The 18,745-nt window shown below is 72.4% G+C and carries 16 protein-coding genes; 5 read left to right on the top strand and 11 right to left on the bottom strand.

The annotated features are described in order from the left end of the window. Positions 1–94 precede the first annotated feature (94 nt). Entirely contained in the window at positions 95–1,504 is a 1,410-nt protein-coding gene (locus AB0C36_RS38465; RefSeq protein ID WP_358363429.1) for an amidase, read from the bottom strand. Positions 1,505–1,830: 326 nt separating this feature from the next. On the opposite strand from AB0C36_RS38465, the gene AB0C36_RS38470 reads away from it, so the two are divergent. The 4 genes from AB0C36_RS38470 (at position 1,831) to AB0C36_RS38485 (ending at position 7,654) form a co-directional block, all read left to right on the top strand. Next, entirely contained in the window at positions 1,831–3,111 is a 1,281-nt protein-coding gene (locus AB0C36_RS38470) for a cytochrome P450 (RefSeq protein ID WP_358363431.1), read from the top strand. Between the two features lie 316 nt (positions 3,112–3,427). Beyond that, positions 3,428–4,672: a CaiB/BaiF CoA transferase family protein gene (locus AB0C36_RS38475; RefSeq protein WP_358363432.1), complete on the top strand. Its 1,245-nt coding sequence runs from the start codon at positions 3,428–3,430 to the stop codon at positions 4,670–4,672. A 295-nt stretch (positions 4,673–4,967) separates the two neighbouring features. Further along, entirely contained in the window at positions 4,968–6,458 is a 1,491-nt protein-coding gene (locus tag AB0C36_RS38480; RefSeq protein WP_358363433.1) for an OB-fold domain-containing protein, read from the top strand. 2 nt (positions 6,459–6,460) lie between these two features. Further along, complete coding sequence (locus tag AB0C36_RS38485) at positions 6,461–7,654, top strand: acetyl-CoA acetyltransferase (RefSeq protein WP_358363435.1); 1,194 nt, start codon at positions 6,461–6,463, stop codon at positions 7,652–7,654. Positions 7,655–7,737: 83 nt separating this feature from the next. Here the strand turns inward: AB0C36_RS38485 and AB0C36_RS38490 are convergent, their stop codons facing one another. From AB0C36_RS38490 to AB0C36_RS38535, 10 genes are all read right to left on the bottom strand, one after another. After that, positions 7,738–8,799, bottom strand: a complete 1,062-nt coding sequence (locus AB0C36_RS38490) for a glycerophosphodiester phosphodiesterase (protein WP_358363436.1) — start codon at positions 8,797–8,799, stop codon at positions 7,738–7,740. Then, positions 8,730–9,662: a hypothetical protein gene (locus AB0C36_RS38495; protein WP_358363438.1), complete on the bottom strand. Its 933-nt coding sequence runs from the start codon at positions 9,660–9,662 to the stop codon at positions 8,730–8,732. The genes AB0C36_RS38490 and AB0C36_RS38495 overlap by 70 nt, the downstream gene beginning before the upstream one ends. Positions 9,663–9,903: 241 nt before the next feature. After that, positions 9,904–11,685 carry a SpoIIE family protein phosphatase gene (locus AB0C36_RS38500; RefSeq protein ID WP_358363439.1) on the bottom strand — a complete coding sequence of 594 codons (1,782 nt, stop codon included), beginning with the start codon at positions 11,683–11,685 and terminating at the stop codon, positions 9,904–9,906. Continuing rightward, a complete protein-coding gene (locus AB0C36_RS38505) occupies positions 11,682–13,457 on the bottom strand; it encodes an ATP-binding response regulator (RefSeq protein ID WP_358363441.1) in 1,776 nt (591 codons plus the stop codon). Before AB0C36_RS38505 ends, AB0C36_RS38500 begins: the two co-directional genes overlap by 4 nt. Before the next feature lie 3 nt (positions 13,458–13,460). Continuing rightward, entirely contained in the window at positions 13,461–14,663 is a 1,203-nt protein-coding gene (locus AB0C36_RS38510) for an ATP-binding protein (RefSeq protein WP_358363443.1), read from the bottom strand. Then, entirely contained in the window at positions 14,651–15,070 is a 420-nt protein-coding gene (locus AB0C36_RS38515) for an ATP-binding protein (protein WP_358363445.1), read from the bottom strand. Before AB0C36_RS38515 ends, AB0C36_RS38510 begins: the two co-directional genes overlap by 13 nt. After that, a complete protein-coding gene (locus tag AB0C36_RS38520; protein ID WP_358363446.1) occupies positions 15,070–15,468 on the bottom strand; it encodes an STAS domain-containing protein in 399 nt (132 codons plus the stop codon). Before AB0C36_RS38520 ends, AB0C36_RS38515 begins: the two co-directional genes overlap by 1 nt. Further along, positions 15,465–16,316: an STAS domain-containing protein gene (locus AB0C36_RS38525; protein ID WP_358363447.1), complete on the bottom strand. Its 852-nt coding sequence runs from the start codon at positions 16,314–16,316 to the stop codon at positions 15,465–15,467. Before AB0C36_RS38525 ends, AB0C36_RS38520 begins: the two co-directional genes overlap by 4 nt. A 158-nt stretch (positions 16,317–16,474) precedes the next feature. Next, on the bottom strand, positions 16,475–16,873 hold the full coding sequence (locus AB0C36_RS38530; RefSeq protein WP_358363448.1) for a hypothetical protein: 399 nt from the start codon (positions 16,871–16,873) through the stop codon (positions 16,475–16,477). A gap of 198 nt (positions 16,874–17,071) precedes the next feature. Beyond that, complete coding sequence (locus AB0C36_RS38535; protein WP_358363450.1) at positions 17,072–17,275, bottom strand: hypothetical protein; 204 nt, start codon at positions 17,273–17,275, stop codon at positions 17,072–17,074. Between the two features lie 165 nt (positions 17,276–17,440). Here AB0C36_RS38535 and AB0C36_RS38540 point away from each other — a divergent pair, with 165 nt between their 5' ends. Next, positions 17,441–18,634: an NsdA family TPR-like regulatory protein gene (locus AB0C36_RS38540; RefSeq protein WP_358363452.1), complete on the top strand. Its 1,194-nt coding sequence runs from the start codon at positions 17,441–17,443 to the stop codon at positions 18,632–18,634. Positions 18,635–18,745: the final 111 nt, after the last annotated feature.

Genomic DNA, 18,745 nt, shown 5'->3' on the forward strand with positions numbered 1-18,745 from the left:
CGGCAACGCGGTGAGCGTTGCCGGCCACAGCGGGTTCAACCGGCGCCCGACCGCGGCACCTTCCGGGGTGCCACGCGTTCGTCGTGACTTGTGGTTATGCGATGGGGAGCAGGTCGCCGTCGAGGAGTTGGCCGGCGAGGCGGAGGATGGTGGACTCGTCGCCGTAGGGGGTCACCAGTTGGACGGCGAGGGGGAGGCCGTCGGCGGTGCGGCCGAAGGGGATCGACGCGGCGGGCTGGCCGGTGACGTTGAACAGGCCGGTGAAGGCGGCCATCCCGCGCATGCCCTGGAGGGCCGACGCCGGGTCGCGGTTCGGGTCCAACTCGCCGATCGGCGGCGGCGTGACGGCCATGGACGGGGTGAGCAGCGCGTCGAAGCCGGACATGAAGCCGGCGATCAGGCGGCCTGTCGCGTACATGGTGTCGATGGCGTCGACGTAGCGGGTCAGGTCGATCCGGCGGCCGTGGCCGACCACGATCGCGGTCGCGCCGTCGAGGTCGTCCTCGCGCTGCTCGCGCCCGAGTTCGGCGAGCCGTTGGTCGACGGTGCGCGCGGTGTGCACGGCGGAGATCACCGAGACGACCTCGCCCGGCCGGACCAACGTCGAGGGCCAGGCGAGCGGTTCGATCTCGTGTCCGAACGACGCGAGCCGGGCGGCGGCGTCGCGCGCCGCGTCGCGGCAGGCCGGGTCGACGTCGACGGCCGGGTCGGGGGCGTCGACCAGCAGTCCGATGCGCAGGCGGCCCGGGTCGGCGCCGACCTCGTCGCGGTACGGCCGGGCCGGGCCGGGCGCACCGTACGGCTCCCCCGGCGCCGGCGCCCCGAGGACGTCGAGCAGCGCCGCGCTGTCGCGCAGACTGCGCGTGACCATGTGGGCGACCGAAAGCCCCGCCCAGTTCTCGCCCTTCGGGCCGAGGCTGACCCGGCCGCGGCTGGGCTTGAGGCCGAACAGCCCGCAGCAGGACGACGGAATGCGGATCGAGCCGCCGCCGTCGGTCGCGTGCGCGAAGGGCACGATCCCGGCCGCGACGGCAGCCGCCGATCCGCCGCTGGAGCCGCCCGCGCTGTGCGCGGTGTTCCACGGATTGCGCACCGGGCCGCTCAGGGCGGGCTCGGTGCTGGTGCCGAAGCCGAACTCGGGGGTCCCGGTCTTGCCGAGGATTCCGGCGCCGACCCCGCGCAGCCGGCTGACGAGGGTGCTCTCGTCCTCGGACGGCGCGGCGTCCGCGAACAGGCGCGAGCCGTTGCGGGTGGGCAGCCCGGCGACGTCGCAGCCGAGGTCCTTGATGAGCGTCGGTACGCCCGCGAACGCACCCGGCACGCCCGCCCGCGCCGCGGCGCGGGCCTGCTCCTCGGAGACCTCGACGAGCGCGTTCGTCTCGGTACCTCGCTCGGCCAGCACGGCGAGTGCGGCGTCCAGGACCTCCTCGCGCGTCACTTCGCCTTTCGTCACCAGGGCGGCCAGGCCGGTCCCGTCCAGTGCCGTGTACTCGTCCGCGCGCATCGTGTCTCCCCGGATCGTCGTCGTCTCGTCGTCAGTGCGTCAGTGCGTCGCCAGTGCGTCGTCGCCATGTCGCTGCTTCGCCCCGTCGGTAGGGCGCACCGTACGCGATGCGGCCCGGAAAGTGGATGGCCCGTACACCGTCGCCCCGGCCCGCTCCCCCACCCCGCCCGGCCGTCGCCGCAACACCGCGCCGCCCCCTCGGCGGGTGCCGGCCACCCGCACCGACGCCCCGAATCCTTGTCCGGAGCAAGTAAATCGCCGTAGCATCGCAGCTCTGGTCCGACAAGGCCGGCACCACCATCCATGCCGGTACGAGGAGACGTGTCATGCCCTCGCCGAACACCGCCTCGCGTCCCGTCGTCCCGCCCGGGATCGACCTGCTCGACCTGGACCGGTTCCGCGACGGCGAACACCACGAGATGTTCCGCAGGCTGCGCGCCGAGGCCCCGGTCGCGTGGCACGAGCACCCGACCGACGCGGGCTTCTGGAACCTCACCCGGCACGCGGACGTGGTGGCCGCGAGCCGCGACAGCCAGACGTTCTCGTCCGAGGCCGAGGGCGTCAACGGGTTCGTGACCGCGGACGAACTGCGCGCGGTCGGCGGAGGCGGCGGCAGCGACCTGCGCGGCCTGATGATGCTCTACACCGACCCGCCCAAGCACACCCGCTACCGCAAGCTCGTCAACACCGGGTTCACGCCGCGCATGATCCGGCTGCTGGAGCAGCACCTACGCCACCGCGCGCACCTGATCGTGGACAACATCATCGAACGCGGCGCGTGCGACTTCGTCGAGGACCTCGCCGCCGAACTGCCGCTCCAGGCGATCGCCGAGATCATGGGCGTGCCGCAGGAGGACCGGCGGCTGCTGTTCGACTGGACCAACCGCATGATCGGGATCGACGACCCCGAGTTCGTCGACGAGGACGGCAGCGGCGGCGCCGCTGCGGCGGAGCTGTACGGGTACGCGCACCAGCTGGCCGACCGGCGGCGCGAGGACCCGCGCGACGACATCGTCACCAAGCTCATCAACGCGGAGATCGACGGCGACCGGCTCAGCGAGACCGAGTTCGACTTCTTCATGCTGCTCCTCGCGGTAGCCGGCAACGAGACGACGCGCAACACCACGTCGTGGGCGATGCTCGCGCTGCTCCAGAACCCCGAGACCTTCGCGGCCCTCAAGGCCGACCCGGCCGGGCTGATGGACGGCGCGGTCGAGGAGTTCCTGCGGTGGGCCAGCCCGGTCTACTACTTCCGCCGCCACGTCACCCGCGACGTCGAGATCGGCGGCCGGGAGATGTCCGCGGGCGACAAGGTCGTGCTCTGGTACATCTCCGCCAACCGCGACGAGTCGGTCTTCGCGGACCCGTTCACCTTCGACATCACCCGCTCGCCCAACCCGCAGGTCGCCTTCGGCGGGGGCGGGGCGCACTTCTGCCTGGGCGCGAACCTGGCCCGCATGGAGCTGAAGCTGATCTTCGAGGAGATCGTCGAGCGCCTCCCCGACCTCACCCTCGCCGGTCCCCCGGAGATCCTCCGCTCCAGCTTCATCGGCGGCATCAAGCACCTCCCGGTCACCTTCACCCCGGGCAGCCGCCGCCACTCCTGAATCCGCCCGACCAGGCCCCGAACTCCGGCGTCCGGCCGACTCGGCCTCCCCGAGCCCGGGTGCGGGCCCCACCCTCGCACTGCCCGCCGGCATCATCGTCGTGACCGCGGCCCGCATCGCCCGCGGCCGCGTCGTCGACTGGGCGCAAACCCTGCCGCAGCCGAGTGCGTGCGCTCCGTCACGCCCGCACCCCCTGCTTATCTGACTCTCCGTCAGCTATGGTGGCAAGGCAGGGTGGAAACCCCTGGCCGGTGGCGGAAGCCCAGGTCAGGCGGGTCATCCGGCCAGAACGGGCACCACCATGGACGGAGACACAATGAGCGTGGGAGAGGTCGGCGACGAGGGCCTTGAGCGGTTCGGGAAGCCCCTGGACGGGGTCCGGGTCCTGGCCATCGAGCAGATGCAGGCCCTGCCGTACGCGACCCAGATGCTGGCCAGGTTCGGCGCCGAGGTGATCAAGATCGAGTCGCCGGGGACGGGCGACTCGGGGCGGACCTCGCTGCCGTCGATGAACGACCCCGAGGGCCGCAAGGTCGGGGTGACGTTCCTGCGCAACAACATGGGCAAGCGCAGCATCACCGTGGACCTGAAGAACCCCGAGGGCCTGGAGATCGTGCGCAAGCTGGCGGCGAAGGCCGACATCGTGTGCGAGAACTTCAAGCCGGGCGTCGCGGGCCGGCTCGGCCTCGGCTACGAGGACATCGCCGCCATCAACCCGCGGGCCATCTACCTGTCGGTGTCCGGCTTCGGCAACACCAGCGACAGCCCGTACACGAGCTGGCCGGCGTACGCCCCGATCGCCGAGGGCATGGCCGGCCTCTACGAGTTCAAGCGCGCCCCCGGCATCGCGCCGATCGTGTCGCCGCTCGGTGCGCTCGGCGACACCGGATCGGCGCTGTTCGCCGTCATCGGCGTGCTCGCGGCGCTGCGGCACCGCGACGCGACCGGGCAGGGCCAGTACGTCGACATCGCGATGTTCGACGCGATGGTCGCCCTCAACGACGCCGGCATCAGCTACTGGTCGATGGGCCTGAAGGACCCGGGCCTGGCCCCGCTCATCAACCACTCGTTCAAGGCCTTCGACGGCTACCTGATCATCCAGTGCGCCCGCCCGCACATGTTCAAGGCGCTCGCCGAGCTGGTCGGCCACCCGGAGTGGGTCGACGACCCGCGTCTGGCCGGCCCGCAGGACTGGTTCAACCACCTCGAGGACATCATCCGCCCCGGGGTGGAGACGTGGGCGGCGGACAAGAGCCGCGTCCAGGCGTGCGCGGCGCTCAGCGGGGTGGGCGTGGCGTCCGGCCCGATCTACAACCCGGGCGACGTCATCGAGGACGAGCACGTCAGGAACCGCAAGATGCTCGTGGCGATGGAGCGTACGGACGGCGTACCCGAGCCGGTGCTCTCGCCGGGCAACCCGGTCAAGCTGTCCAAGGTGGCCGAGGCGCCCGCGAGCCGGGTGCCGTGGCTCGGCGAGCACACCGAGGAGATCCTGCGCGACGAACTCGGGCTGTCGCCGGAGGAGATCGCGCGCCTGACCGAGTCCGGCGCGACCGGCTGATCCGTCGGCGGGCTGCGCGCGGGGCGCAGACTGCACTCGGAACAGAACAGAACAGAACGGAACAGAGCACAGCGCACGCAACACCGCGGAGACACAGCACACGAAGCACCGGCACACGAAGCACCCGGACACGAAGAACAGCCCCGGCCCCGCACCCGGTCTGCACTGCCCGCACCGCCTGCACAGCCCGCACCGCCTGCACAGCCTGCACAGCCCGAACTGCACTGCCCGAACTGATGGACTGCGACGACTCGCCACAGAGCGCCGACGAGCGGAAGTGACGGTACCTACCACGATGACCACACCGAACACCGGAGGAGCCGTGCGCGGCATCCTGGGCTATGGCGCGTACCTGCCGTACCGCCGCCTCGACCGCAAGGGCATCGCCCCGGTCGCGGGCACCGGCGGCGGACGGGGCACCCGCACCGTCGCGTCGTTCGACGAGGACACCACCACCCTCGGCGTGGAGGCGGCGCGCAACGCGCTGCGCGACACGCCCGGTGTCTCACCGCGCTCGCTGCTGTTCGCGACGGTCGCGCCCGCGTACGCGGACCGCACCAACGCGACGGCGATCCACGCCGCACTGCGGCTGGACGGCGGCGTGGCCGCCATCGACGCGACGGGCTCGGTGCGCTCGGCCGCGGGCCTGCTCCGCCTGGCCCTCGACGGGGGCTCGTCCGCCCTGGTCGTCGGCGCGGACATCCGCGGCGGCCTGCCCGGCTCCGGCGACGAGTCGGCGGGCGGCGACGGCGCCTCGGCCCTGCTCGTCGGGTCGGCGGCGGACGGCGCGGTCATCGCGGAGTACCTGGGCGGTGCCTCCGCCACGGCCGAGTTCGTCGACCGCTGGCGTACGCCGGGCGACACGCGCTCGAAGCTGTGGGAGGAGAAGTTCGGCGAGAACCAGTACCTCGCCGCCGGACGCCAGGCCTGGACGGACGCCCTCAAGTCGACCGGCCTGACCGCCGACCAGGTCGACCACGCCGTGGTCACCGGCCTGCACGCCCGCGCGGTGGCCAGCCTCGGCCGCAAGCTCGGGGTACGCGAAGGGGTGCTCGCGGACGACCTCGCCGCGACCGTGGGCACCACCGGCGCGGCGCACCCCGGCGTGCTGCTCGCGTCCGTCCTCGACTCCCTCGCGGGCACGGCCGGTTCGGCCGCGGGCAAGGTCGTCGCGGTGGTCGTCCTGTCGGACGGCGCCGAGGTGTTCCTGTTCCGCACCACCGAGGCGCTGGGCTCGTACGCTCCGACGCGCCCGGTCGCCGCGCAGGTCGCCGGCGGCGCGCCGATCGCGTACGGCAAGTTCCTGGCCTGGCGCGGCACGCTCCAGGTCGAGCCGCCACGGCGGCCGGAGCCCGCGCGCACCTCGTCGTCGGCCGCGGTGCGGTCGGTGGACTGGAAGTTCGGGTTCGTCGGCTCGCAGGACCGTTCCTCGGGTGCCCTGCACCTGCCGCCCGCGCGCGTGTCGATGAACGGTGGCGCGGTGGACGACATGGAGCCGATCCCGATGGCGGAATCGGTGGGCACCGTCAAGACGTTCACCATTGACCGGATGGCGTACTCGCCGTCCCCGCCGGTGGTGTTCGCGGTCGTGGACTTCGACGGCGGAGGGCGGCTGCCGATCGAGCTGACGGACATGGACGCCGACCAGGTCGCGATCGGTGACCGGGTCGAGCTGACGTTCCGTCGGATCGGTACCGGCGACGGCATCCACAACTACTTCTGGAAGGCCCGCCCGGTGCGGACCTCCCCGTCCCCGTCTTCGTCCGCAGCGGCGCAGGAGGCCTGAGTATGGGATCCCACGGCATCAAGGACCGCGTCGCGATCGTCGGCATGGGCTGCACGCCCTTCGTCGAGGCCTGGGACAAGGGCACCGACGACCTGCTGATCGACGCCGCGCAGGAGACGTTCGCGTCCGCGGGCATCGCGAAGGACGACGTCGACGCCTTCTGGCTCGGCACCGCGCAGACCGGCATGAGCGGCATGGTGCTGTCCAAGCCGCTGCAGATCCAGAACAAGCCGGTCACGCGCGTCGAGAACATGTGCGCGACGGGCTCGGAGGCGCTGCGGCAGGCCGCGTACGCGGTCGCCTCGGGCGCGTACGACGTCGCGATGGCGGTCGGCGTCGAGAAGGTCAAGGACGGCGGCTACCAGGGCCTCAACGCGTTCCCGGTTCCCGGCGACGGCACCGCGCGCACGCTCACCGCGGCGGCGATGTTCTCGATGGTGGCGCCCGCGTACGGCCACAAGTACGGCGTCTCCGAGGAGGAGATGCGCGCCGTCCTGTCGCACATCGCGTCGAAGAACCACTACAACGGCGCCCGCAACCCGCGCGCGCAGTTCCGCAAGGAGATCGCGCCGGAGAAGATCTCCGCGATGCCGAAGCTCGCCGGCCAGCTCGGCGTCTTCGACTGCGCGGGCGTCGCGGACGGCGCGGCGGCGGCGATCGTGGTGCGGGCCGAGGACGCGTACAAGTACACCGACAAGCCGCTCTTCATCAAGGCGCTGTCGATGGTCGCGGGCAACGGCTCGGGCGTGATCGACCCCGAGTACGACTACACGACCTTCTGGGAGATCGCGGCCTGCGCGAAGGACGCGTACGCCCAGGCGGGCGTCACCGACCCGCGCAACCAGATCGCGATGGCCGAGGTGCACGACTGCTTCACCCCGACCGAGCTGGCCCTCATGGAGGACCTGCAGTTCGCCGACCGCGGCACCGCCTGGAAGGAGGTCCTCGCCGGGGCCTTCAACCTCGACGGACGCCTCCCGGTCAACCCCGACGGCGGCCTCAAGTCCTTCGGGCACCCGGTCGGCGCCTCCGGGCTGCGCATGATGTTCGAGGCCTGGCTGCAAATGCGCGGCGAGGCCCCGGCCGAGCGCCGCATCCCGGAGACCGACCGCAAGCTCGCCCTCACCCACAACCTGGGCGGCTACCCGGGCGAGATGGTCTCCTTCATCTCCATCCTCGGCAACGAACTGGGCTGACACGCCCCGCTTCCGCCGCACGACGCGGGCGGTGGCCCCGGCACCCGCCGGAGCCACCGCCCGTTGTCGTACGCCGCTGTCGGTCAGCGGCCCGCGAGGATGCGCGCGTCCGCCACGACGACCTTGGCCACGGGGGCGGGGATCGTACGTCCGGACTGGTTCTCGGCCCACAGTGCCAGCGGGGTCCACTGGTTCTGCGCCAGCATCGTCATCAGGGTGGAGACGGCGTGCGGCTGGGCCCCCGAGGTGAGGAGCACGTGGGCCAGGCCGGTCGGGGTCACCGCGACCGTGAAGACCGCCGTTGCCGAAGCGGTGCCGCCGGGGCCGACGGCTTCCGCGGTGACGGTGTGGCGGCCGGCCGGGAGCGTGCGCAGGTCGAGGGGCTTGTCCGCGGCAATCGCCGTGCCGTCCAGGGTCAGTGCGACCTTGTCCGCGCCGGTCGCGGCGGACCCGACCACCGGGGTCTGCGCGCGGTCCAGCGTGGCGCCGTCCGTCAGACCGGTCACCCGGACCGCCGGCGGCGCGGGCGGCTGCGGCACCGGGCGCTGCGCGAAGGCGGCGTTCCATCCGGCCAGCTCCGCCGGGCGGTTGGTGATGATCGCGTCCACGCCGGCGGCCTCCAGCGCCTGCCAGCGGGCCGCACTGTCCACGGTCCACACCATCAGGGCGACGCCTGCGCGGTGCAGGTCGGCGACGACACCGGGCCGGGTCGTGAGGGCGGCGTCGGACGGGTTGTACGACGCCAGGCCGAGTTCCGCGGAGATCGCCACCGGGTCGGCGTCCAACGTGCTGCGCAGCAGGCCGCGCGGGAGTTCGGGAGCCAGGTCGCGCACGTACCGCAGCGCGTCGACCTCGAAGCTCTGCACGAACACCCGGTCCGTCATACCCGCCGCACGGATGTCGGCGACGATGCGCGCGACCTCGTCCCGGGTGTGCGCGCCCTTGATCTCCAGCAGCAACTTGCCGCCGCGCGTGCGCAGGTCGTCCAATTGCGCGGTCAGGGTGGGCACGCGGGCGCCGGTGTACGCGGGCGCGAACCACGACCCGGCGTCCAGCCCGGCGAGTTGGGCGCCGGTCAGCGCGCGGATCGGGCCGACTCCGTCGGTCGTCCGGTCCACGGTGGTGTCGTGCAGGATGTGCGGCACGCCGTCCTTGCTGGCTGGACGTCGTTCTCGATCCACTCCGCCCCGCCGCGCCGGGCCACCTCGTCCGACACGAGGGTGTTCTCCGGCGCCGCCGACGAGGCGCCCCGGTGCGCGATCACGGTCAGCGGCGATCCGGCCGGGCGCAGGTAGCCTGCCGGGCCGAGGGCGGTGACCTTGACGTCGTCGAAGGACACGCGCGAGCCGTTGACGAGCAGTGCCTGTCCCCCGTCGGCGGACCGCTGCACACGCGAGGTCCGCAGGGCCTCCTTGCCGTCGAAGAACCAGCGCGCCTGGCCGCCGTGCACCTCGGCGGCGATCCGCACGTCGCGTCCGACCCCGGCCGCGTCGGGCGCGGCGGCGGTGTCCGTGACGTTCCAGGTGTTGGCGGCGGTGCGCTGCGCGAACTCCAGTCCGTTGGCGGCCGTCGTACCGCTGCGCATGGTCGCGATCGACCACGGCACGGCGCCGCTCGCCGGCACGTCCAGCCCGAGCGCGGTCCAGCGCGCGGCGTCCACGACGCTCTCGAACCGGGCGGTCGCCTCGAACCGGAAGTCGGTGAGGTTGCGTCCGAAGGTGATCCGGCCCAGTTGCGCCGAGGAGGCCGAAACCCCGTACAGCCGACCGCCGCTGACGGTCCACTGGCCGTCGACGGCCTGCCATCCCTCGGGGAGCCGGTCCCCGGAGAAGTCCGCGGACACCACCACATCGCCGGGTGCGGAGGCGGTGGCGGCGTTCGGGGCGGCGGCAGGGTCGGCCCCGGCCGGGGCCGACGCGGCGAGTGGCAACAAGGAAGCGGTGGCCAGGGCGGCCAGCCCCAGAACCGTCGTACGGCGGGGGCGCGCCGAGCTGTGCGTGATGGTCATGGTGGCCGACGCTAGGAACCCCGCCCCAACAAGGCGCCACGCCAAGGGCAATCCCTGAACAACGGAAGTCGACGGTTGTGTCGGCGGCCGAGGGCTCAGAGGTGCGGCGGCGGGTTCAGGTCCGCGGGCTACGGGCCCAGAGCTGTCGGCTCAGAGCCACGGGCTCGGGACCGCGGGGCTGCGCTGCGGGCCAGGGGGCTGCCGGCTGCGGGCTGCGGGCTGCGGGCTGCGGGCTGCGGGCTCAGGGAGCCTCGATGTCGACGGCGACCACCACCACGTCGTCCTCGTGGTCAGCACCACCGAACGCGTCGACGAGGAGGTCGCACAGGCCTTCGGTGTCCGAGTCTCCCGGGCCTCCGGTCGACGCCTCTGCCACCAGCTCCAGCAGCCTGTCCAGTTGTATCTGCATGTCGCCGCGGCGCCTCTCCACCAGGCCGTCGGTGATCATCACCAAGCGGGTGCCCGGCACCACCCGGTGCGTGGTGGTCTCGGGATGCACGAGGCCGACCCCGAGCAGCGGCCCGTGTGCGGTGAGGTACTCCGGCCGTTCGCCGGGTCGGGCCAGGAGCGGCGGGAGGTGGCCGGCGTTGGCGACCTCGACGCCGGACCGGTCCGGGGCCACCAGGACCAGGCACATGGTGGCCGTCCAGGTCGGGCATTCGTGGTCGAGATAGGCGTCCAGCCGCACGACCAGCTCGCGCAGCCCGTGTCCTTCGAGCGCGTACGCCCGCAGGGCGTGGCGTAGTTGGCCCATCACCACCGCCGCCTCCAGCGAGTGGCCCGCGACGTCCCCGACTGCGACCAGCAGGCCGGCGTCGGTGGCGAACGCGTCGTAGAAGTCGCCTCCGACCTCGCTGCGCTGGGCCGCGGGCAGGTACCGCACGGCCATCGTCGCCCCGCTGTCGGGCAGCCTGGCAGGGAGCAGGGAGCGCTGCAGCGTCACCGCCAGGTCGTGTTCCTCCGCGTACGTCCGCACCGCCTCCAGCGCCATGGCCACGGCCTGTGCGAACTGGGTGAGTATCGGGCGGGCTTCGTCGGCGGACGGGACACCGGCGTCCACCACCATGCAGACCGGCGGCTGCCCGGCCCGGGCGCGGGCCACAACCACCAGCACGTCGCCGTCCAGTCCCGTGGCGGGATCGGGGACAACGGAGCCGGGGACCCCAGGGCCCCGGACATCGCGGTCGGGGACCACAGGGCCCGGGACATCGGATTCGGCGACAACAGGGTCCGCGACGCGCGGGTCGGGGACCCCGGGGCCCGGGCCCCGGGGCTCCGTCGCCGCCCGATGGAGGCCGCGCCACTCCCGCGCCGGGACGTCGACCGCCGCCACCCCGACCCGCTTCGACAGCGCCCTCGCGGCCAGCGCCGCGAGCAGTCGCGGCGAGCCGGCCACCGCATTCGCGGGCCCGTGCCGGTCGTGCCGGGCGACGTAGACGGGCTCCCTCCGGGACGCCTGCGCGAGCACGAGCACGCTCGTGCCGAACAGTCCGAACGCCCCGGCGGCGGCGGCCTCGGCGAGCGCCGCCACGTCCTGTGTGGCGTACACGTCCAGCGTGGCCCGGTGCAGGTCCCGGATCCGCTCCGTGAGCCGCTCGGCCCTGGTCCGGGCCCGGCTATAGCGCAGCGCGGCGGTCACCGTCGCCAACAGCTCCGTGGGCGCGATGGGTTCGGTAAGGTACGCGTCCGCGCCGCGGTACAGGCCCTGCGTGCGGTCGTCGGTCGCGACCGCGATGGCCGACACGTGGACCACCGGTATGCCCGTGGTCCGCGGGTCCGCCTTGATGCGCTCGCACACCTCGAACCCGCTCATGTCCGGGAGCCGGACGTCGACGATGGCAAGCTCCGGCACCGGGTCGAGCCGTGCGAGGGTCGCCAGCGCGGCCGCGCCGTCGGCGGCCTCGACCACGCTGTGGCCGGCGCGTTCGAGCCAGCTGCGCAGGACGTACCGGTTCGCCGCGTTGTCGTCGACGACCAGCAGACGGGCGCCGACTTCCGGCGCGAGGGGCTCGGTCGTGCTCACGTCAGGCCGCCTTCCCGGGACCCCGCGCCCAGTATCTCCACGATGCGGCGTGCGCTCACGCCGTGCTTGGACAGGACACCCCGTGCGTGCCGGAGCCGGCCGAGGTTCTGCTCGGCAGGGTCCGACGCGGTCAGCACCACCACGGGTATGTCCCGCAGTTCGTCGTCGGCAGCCAGTTCCGCCAGGACGGCGTAGCCGTCGGTGTCGGGCATCTGGAGGTCGAGGACCACGCCGGTGGGACGCTCGCGGCGCACCACGTCGACGACATCCGCCCCCCGGGTCAACTCGACGACGCGTTCCGCGACGGCGTGCATCAGCGGTTTGAACACCTCGTGGAACACCGGGTCGTCGTCGACGACCACGATGCCGGCGAGCGGCCGGACGAGGCCGTCGTCGTCCTCCAGAGCGAACGGTAGGGACAGGCACGCGCGGGTGCCCTCGCCGAGGGTGCTGTGCAGGGTCAGCGTGCCGCCGAGGGCTTCGGTGAGCCGGCGGGCGTACGCCAGACCGAGCCCGGTGCCCGGGCGGACCCGCTGGAGCGGGCCGGGGACCTGATGGAACTCCTCGAAGACCCGGTCGAGTTCGTCCGCCGGGATGCCGATGCCGGTGTCGGTCACGGTGATCTGGACGCCCTGCCCGGACAACACGGCGACGTCGAGCCGCACCTCGCCGCGCACGGTGAATTTGAGGGCGTTGGACAGCAGGTTGCGCAGGATGCGGATGAGCATGACTTCGTCGGTGTCGACGTACCGGGGTGTGGTGCGCTCGGGAAGCACGAGCGCGACATCTCCCGGGTCACCGGTGCCCACCAGCACGCCCCGCAGTTGCGCGCACGTCGCGGCCAGGTCGACCCGGGTGATGTGCGGCTGCAGGCGCCCGGCCTCCGCCTTGGCCATGTCGAGGAGTTCGTCGACCAGTACCAGGAGCGTCGTCCCCGCCGTCGCGACCAGGGAGACCTGGCGGTGCTGTTCCTTGGTGAGCGGATCCGAGTCCGGCGACAGGACCAGGCGGCTCAGGCCGATGACGGCGTTGATCGGGGTGCGGAGCTCATGGCTGATGGTGGACCAGAACCGCATCTTCGACTCGCCTGCCTCGCGCAACAGGCGGCTCTTCTCCTCCAGTTCGGCGTACAGCGCGACCACGCCGCGGTTGGTCTCCTCGAGTTCCTGGGACAGCTCGGTGTACAGGGCCATGACACCCTTGTTGGTGTCCTCGAGTTCGCGGTTGAGCCGTTCCAACTCCTCGCGCTGGGCGTTCGATTCCTCCAGGGCGGCCATCAGGTCGCGGGTCTGCGCCCGCAGCCCCTCGGCCAGGCCCGCGGCCGCGCCGGCCGCGGCCGCCAGGGCGTCCCTGATCCGCCGACGCCGCAAGGCCACGCCGTCGCCGGGCGGGAGCGGGCAGTCCAGCAGGACGCGTCCGCCCCGTCCGTCGCCCGCGCGCACCAGACGGGGGTTGGCGTCGCCGAGAAGCCGGGTCACCGCACGGTGGGACTCCGGGGTCGGCTCCCGGTCGTCCCGCCAGATCAACTCGACGCGCAGCGTGTCCGGGTCCTTCTCCGGCACGTCGAACACGGCCGTCAAGGGCGTCGGCCCGAGCAGATCACGCCCGAGTTCGCTGAGCGCGGTGGCCAGGCGCACGGGGTCCAGGCGTCCCATCCCGGCGGCCTCGGCGGCGGCCTTGGCGTAGCGGCGCAGTGCGAAGACGTCCTGCTCGTCGGCGATGTCGGCGACCAGCAGCGCACCCCGGACGCCGCCGTCGTCTCTTTCCGGCACGGGCTACCACGCGCCCTTCGCGACGACCACACTCGCGTCGTCGCGACGCACCCCGGCGTGCGCGAGAAGGTGCGCGGCGACCACGACAGGCCGTTGGGAGAGAAGTCCGGGGACCGTGTCCAGGCTCCATCGGTCGGTCAGGCCGTCGGAGTGCATCACCAGCGCACCCCCGGGCGGGAGCGGATGGACGAAGCTACGCAGTTTGCGCATCTGGTGGCCGACGATGCCCGGATAGGAAGTCAGGGTCGCGTGCGTCTCGGCACCCAGTAGAACGCCGGAGATGTTCCCGACGCCGCAGAACAGCACGCGTTCCGCGGCGGGTTCGATGCGCGCGACGGCAACGGCGGCCCCGCGGGTGCCGCGGAGGGCGACGTGGACTTCCTGGATGGCGTCCTGGGGGTGGCGCGCGCCGCCGCCGCGGAACGTCCGGGTCGCCGCCTCGGCGGCCTTGGCAGCCATGGGGCCGTGGCCGAGTCCGTCGCACAGCATGACCATCAGCGCCGGGCCGGCGCCGATCGCAGCGGGCGCCGTGCCGACCGCGGTGCCGGTGGCCCACGCGCGGCCGGTGTCGCCGCGCGTGCCGAAGCCGGTGAGGGCCGACCAGTCGAGACCAGGCGACGCCGTCCGCCCGGCCGGCGCGCGTACGGACTGTCTGCCGTCGCCGTCGTCGACACGGGTCGCCCAGGCGTCCCCGCAGACCTCCTCGCCGCTGATCGCCCGGGTGATCCCGGCGGCCGCGGCCTCGGGCCCTTGCCGTGACGTCCCCGCATCAGGGCGTCCGGCTCCGCGGGCGGACCAGAAGCGCGCGGCCACGACCGTTCCGAACCCGGGCACCGAGTGGATGTCGAAGAGGTCGGCCAGCCGTGCGATGGCGCCCAGTCCGATGCCGAGAGTTCCTACGGACGAACAACCGTCCTGCACCGCCGCCTCGGTGTCGGCCATTCCCGGACCGCGGTCGACGGCCACCAGTTCGACGCCGGCTTCGTCGCCGGCCCGCAGCACCCGCAGCACGATGGCGCCGTCGACGGCGTGCTTGACGAGGTTGCTCACCAACTCGGAGGCCGCGAGCGCGATTTCCCCGCAACGCTGTTCGTCGAGGCCGATCCGGCGGCCGAGCGCGGCCGCGGCCCCTCGGACGGAGCCGAGGTTGTCCCGGAACCACGCCACGTCGTCGGAGTGCACCACATGAAGCGTCACCGGGCCCACTTCACGATCGCCACCGAGGTTCCCCGCCCGGGGACGGTGTCGATCTCGAACGAGTCGACGAGCCTGCGCGACCCGCTCAGGCCGAGCCCCAGTCCGGTACCCGAGGTCCAGCCGTCGGTCATGGCGAGGTCCAGGTCGGCGATGCCGGGGCCGGAGTCCTCGAACACGGCGGACACGCCGCGACGTACCCCGTCCCGCACGATCGAGGCACGCATACCCCCGCCGCCGCCGTGGATCAGCGTGTTGCGCGCCAACTCGCTCACCGCGGTCACCAGCTTGGTCTGGTCGATCAGCGAGAGCCCGCAGTCGAGCGCCAGGTTCCGCGCCGACTGCCGGGCCAGCACAACATCGCCGGCGGCGCCGATGGCGACGGTGACGGTGGTTCCCGCGGCGCTCTCGGGGGACATCACCGAAGCTCGGGGTCGTCGGGCAGGCCCTGAGGCCTTTGGTCCCGGGCGTCGTCCAGGACCTTGAGCCCCTTCTCCAGGGTGAGCGCGGTACGCACGCCGCCAAGTGTCAGACCCAGCTCGACCAGGGTGATAGCCACCGCCGGGCGCATGCCCACGACGACGGTCTCGGCGTCCAGCATGCGGGATATGGCCGCGATCGTCGCCAGCATGCGGCCGACGAAGGAGTCCACGATCTCGACCGCGGAGATGTCGATCACGACACCGGTCGCACCGTCCTCGACGACCCGCGCCGCCAGATCCTCCTGGAGGACCAGGACCGATCCGTCGTCCAGGTCGGTCTGGATCGACACCAGGAGCGAGTCGCCGATCCGCAGCACCGGCACGCGTAGGCTCATCGGCGCCGAGCCGTCAACGGGGACGTGTCCCCGACGGAGCGCCCGAGCGCGTGGCGCAGGGCGTCGGCGAGGGTCGCCTTGGTGACGATGTCGCCGAACTCGATCCCGAGGGCGACGATCGTCTGGGCTATCTGCGGGCGGATGCCGGAGATCGTGCACTCCGCACCCATGAGTCGGGCCGCCACCACGGTCTTGAGCAGGTGCTGCGCAACCTGCGTGTCGACGGCCGGAACTCCGGTGATGTCGATGATCGCCTGCTCCGACCCCGTGTCGATGAGCGCCTGGAGCATCTTCTCCATGACGACCATCGTCCGGGCCGAGTCCAGGGTGCCGACCAGCGGGACGGCGATGACGCCCTCCCACAGCTTCACCACCGGCGTGGACAGTTCCAAGAGCTGCTCGGACTGCGCGCTGATGATCTCCTCGCGGGCCCGGGCGTACGCCTCGACCGTGAACATGCCCAGGGCGTCGAGAAGTTGCGACAGCCCCAGGTAGTCGAGGATCGCCTGCGGGTCCGAGGACTTGACCAGGTCCGGTTCGAGGGCCTGCTTGATCGCGAAGACGCTGACCGCGGTCTCGGACGGGGTGAACCCCTGCCGGGCGCGGTTCCGCGACAGCTCGTTCAACAGCGCCCGGACCTCGGCGAACGCGTCGCCGTGCGGATCGGTGTCGCCGCTGCGGAGCGCGGCCTCCAGAGCCCGGTAGAACTCGCTGAGCTCGCGCTCGATCTCCGCACGGCTCATGCGCCCGCCGAGCGTGGAAGTGACCACCTCCACCCAGCGCGTCTCCAGCCTTCTGTCGTCCGACGACAGCAGCGCCACAAGGCGCCGGGCGTCCTGCTCAGCCATACACCCATCCCTAGATAGCTTCGTGGCCTGCCGAAACGTCGGCGTCGGCCAATCACCTGCTCGTCCCGCACTACCCGGGCCGCGCATCACGATGCACACCAACCCGAGGCGGTCGTCGCCTGTACGCGGGGGCGGACGGCCCCCGCGATCCGACCCGGCTACGCGTCGGCCGTTCCGTCCTGCGTGTCCCGGCCGACGCCGCCCGGCGTCCCGGATGCGGCGCCTCCTGAGGTGGGCACCAACCCGGGCCACCGCTTGCGCGCCCCTTGGCGCGTGATGCGGCAGGCTCGGCCCAGCTGCGGATATCCGGCACCGTCACCGACCGCCTGCGCGGCGGCCTCGTCCATGAGCCCTTCGACCGCCCGCTGCATGTGTACCAGAACATGCAGCGTCGCCAAGGCATCGCCCTCCACCGCACCCTCTGCAGACTGCCCCGGGGCGCCCAGCGGACGGAACGCGCGCTGGGCGAGACGCTGGGCGAGGTCTGTCGTCGCGGCGCGCGCCAAGGCGGCGATCTCCTGCTCGGAGAAGACGGGTACCAACGGTTCGGCGGGCATGGGCGCCACTGTAGGCCCCGACCGCGATTGACAACAATGGTTGTCCACTGACCGGGCACATTTCCGGATGGGACGGCGCCGGCGAAGCGACCGCAGAGCCGCGACGCCGCCGGACCGGCGGGGGTCGCGGTCGGGCTTTCCGCTCGCCGCTCGCCGCAGCACCCTCGCCCGGTCAGGCCTCCTCGGCACACTACGCAGTCAGGCTCTCCGCAACACACTCGGCAGCTGCGCCGTCGACACCGTCCATTCGCGGCCACCGCGCTCGGGGCGCAGGTAGACGGTCTCGGGCTCGTCGCCGAGCCGCAGCACGTCCATCACACGGGCGCGCCCGTAGATCGTGTCCAGGACAGCGCCCACCTCCGGTGCCTCCGCGCGCGCCTGCTCCCCCGACGACTCGCCCATGCCCACTGCTCCCTGCCTCGTACGGCCAAATCCCACGCGTTCCATCGCAGCGGAAGCGCGCGCCATCCAACAGGTCGCCGCGCGGCGGCGTGGCCCGCCGGTAACCGGACGTTTTAGGCCACCGGAATCGGCCACGTTGCGGATCGGATCGCTTACCGTACGTACATGTCCAGAAACCTGAAGCTCGCCGCCGCGCTGCGCGAACACGGTTTCACGCAGCAGGAGTTGGCCGAGCGCCTGAACGCGGTGCAGTGCCGGCGCACGGGCCGGTACGGCACGCTGTCCGACAAGTCGATCCGCCGCTGGCTGAGCGGCGAATGCGGCTGGCCGCATGCGCGTCAACGCGACGCTTTGATGGAAGTATTCAAGTGCCCCGTCGAGGACTTGGGGTTCGTCCCCCGCCGTCGCCGACGCTCCTCGCGGGCACCGGAGGAACCCGTGAATCGACGTACGTTCATCGGTGCGACTGCCGGAGTCACGGCGGTCGCGCTCCCCTCCTCGGCAGCCGCCGCCACCGTCGTCGGGATGAGCGACGCCCGGCGGCTCGAAGAGCAACTGGCCGCCCTGAACGCGGTCAACGACACCCAGGGCGGGCATCGCGCGTTGGAACTGGCCGCACTCAAGGGGGCGGAAGCCTGCCGCGAGACGTTGACTCATAGCGCGACACAGCGCGTACGGGCTCGGATCTACGCCGTGGCCGCGCAGTTCGCGTCGGCGGCCGCCTGGTCCTGCATCGACACGGGCGATCTGGTCCAGGCCTCCCGGTACGGTCAGTCCAGCCTCACCCTGGCCGGCCTGTCCGGCGACGGCGCCACGCAGGTCGCCGCCTGGAACACCGTGTCCTTCGTCGCCGTCCAACAAGGGAACCCGAGCGAGTCGTTGGCCGCGCTCAAGGCAGCGCTGACGTCCGCGGAAGCACGCCGGGACCCGTTCTACGCATCGCTGTTGCACGCCTCCGCAGCCTGCGACCACGCCACTCGGGCCGAACGCCAGGCCGCACTACGCCGCCTGGGGCGCGCAGCCGACGCGCTCGCCCGCGCGCAGACCAAGGCCCGGCCGAGCTGGGCTCAGTCGTATGGCCCCGGGGAGATGCACACCCTCACCGCAAAAGTGCACCTGACGCTCGGCGACCCGGCCTCCGCCGAATACGCCGCGCACCACGCCCTCACCACCATCCCGCCCGCTCTGCGCCGCAATCGCGGGTTCGCCACCATGCGCCTCGCGTTCGCCCAACTCCACCAAGGCGAACGCGAACTTGCGATGGCCACGGCCGGCACCGCGTACGGCATCGCCCGCGAACTCCCGGACCCGGGCCGCCTCAACACCATGCTCGCCGACTTCCGCGCCGCCGCCCGCTGACGCCGCGTCCCTAGGCCGTGTCTTCAAATTCTCGCCGGGCCCGCGAACCGTGGCACGCACGCTCGCCGCGTTGCGGACCTTGCCCGGCCAAACCCAGGCCGAGCTGCGGCC

Origin of the sequence: Streptodolium elevatio (assembly GCF_040649515.1) — a bacterium.
Lineage (GTDB): Bacteria > Actinomycetota > Actinomycetes > Streptomycetales > Streptomycetaceae > Yinghuangia > Yinghuangia elevatio.

Excerpts from the sequence above, each read along its gene's own strand:
- AB0C36_RS38520 (WP_358363446.1), bottom strand. The coding sequence starts at position 15,468 with ATGAGCCTACGCGTGCCGGTGCTGCGGATCGGCGACTCGCTCCTGGTG.
- AB0C36_RS38535 (WP_358363450.1), bottom strand. The coding sequence starts at position 17,275 with ATGGGCGAGTCGTCGGGGGAGCAGGCGCGCGCGGAGGCACCGGAGGTG.
- AB0C36_RS38470 (WP_358363431.1), top strand. The coding sequence starts at position 1,831 with ATGCCCTCGCCGAACACCGCCTCGCGTCCCGTCGTCCCGCCCGGGATC.
- AB0C36_RS38525 (WP_358363447.1), bottom strand. The coding sequence starts at position 16,316 with ATGGCTGAGCAGGACGCCCGGCGCCTTGTGGCGCTGCTGTCGTCGGAC.
- AB0C36_RS38475 (WP_358363432.1), top strand. The coding sequence starts at position 3,428 with ATGAGCGTGGGAGAGGTCGGCGACGAGGGCCTTGAGCGGTTCGGGAAG.
- AB0C36_RS38480 (WP_358363433.1), top strand. The coding sequence starts at position 4,968 with ATGACCACACCGAACACCGGAGGAGCCGTGCGCGGCATCCTGGGCTAT.
- AB0C36_RS38485 (WP_358363435.1), top strand. The coding sequence starts at position 6,461 with ATGGGATCCCACGGCATCAAGGACCGCGTCGCGATCGTCGGCATGGGC.
- AB0C36_RS38540 (WP_358363452.1), top strand. The coding sequence starts at position 17,441 with ATGTCCAGAAACCTGAAGCTCGCCGCCGCGCTGCGCGAACACGGTTTC.
- AB0C36_RS38465 (WP_358363429.1), bottom strand. The coding sequence starts at position 1,504 with ATGCGCGCGGACGAGTACACGGCACTGGACGGGACCGGCCTGGCCGCC.
- AB0C36_RS38530 (WP_358363448.1), bottom strand. The coding sequence starts at position 16,873 with ATGCCCGCCGAACCGTTGGTACCCGTCTTCTCCGAGCAGGAGATCGCC.
- AB0C36_RS38495 (WP_358363438.1), bottom strand. The coding sequence starts at position 9,662 with ATGACCATCACGCACAGCTCGGCGCGCCCCCGCCGTACGACGGTTCTG.
- AB0C36_RS38515 (WP_358363445.1), bottom strand. The coding sequence starts at position 15,070 with ATGTCCCCCGAGAGCGCCGCGGGAACCACCGTCACCGTCGCCATCGGC.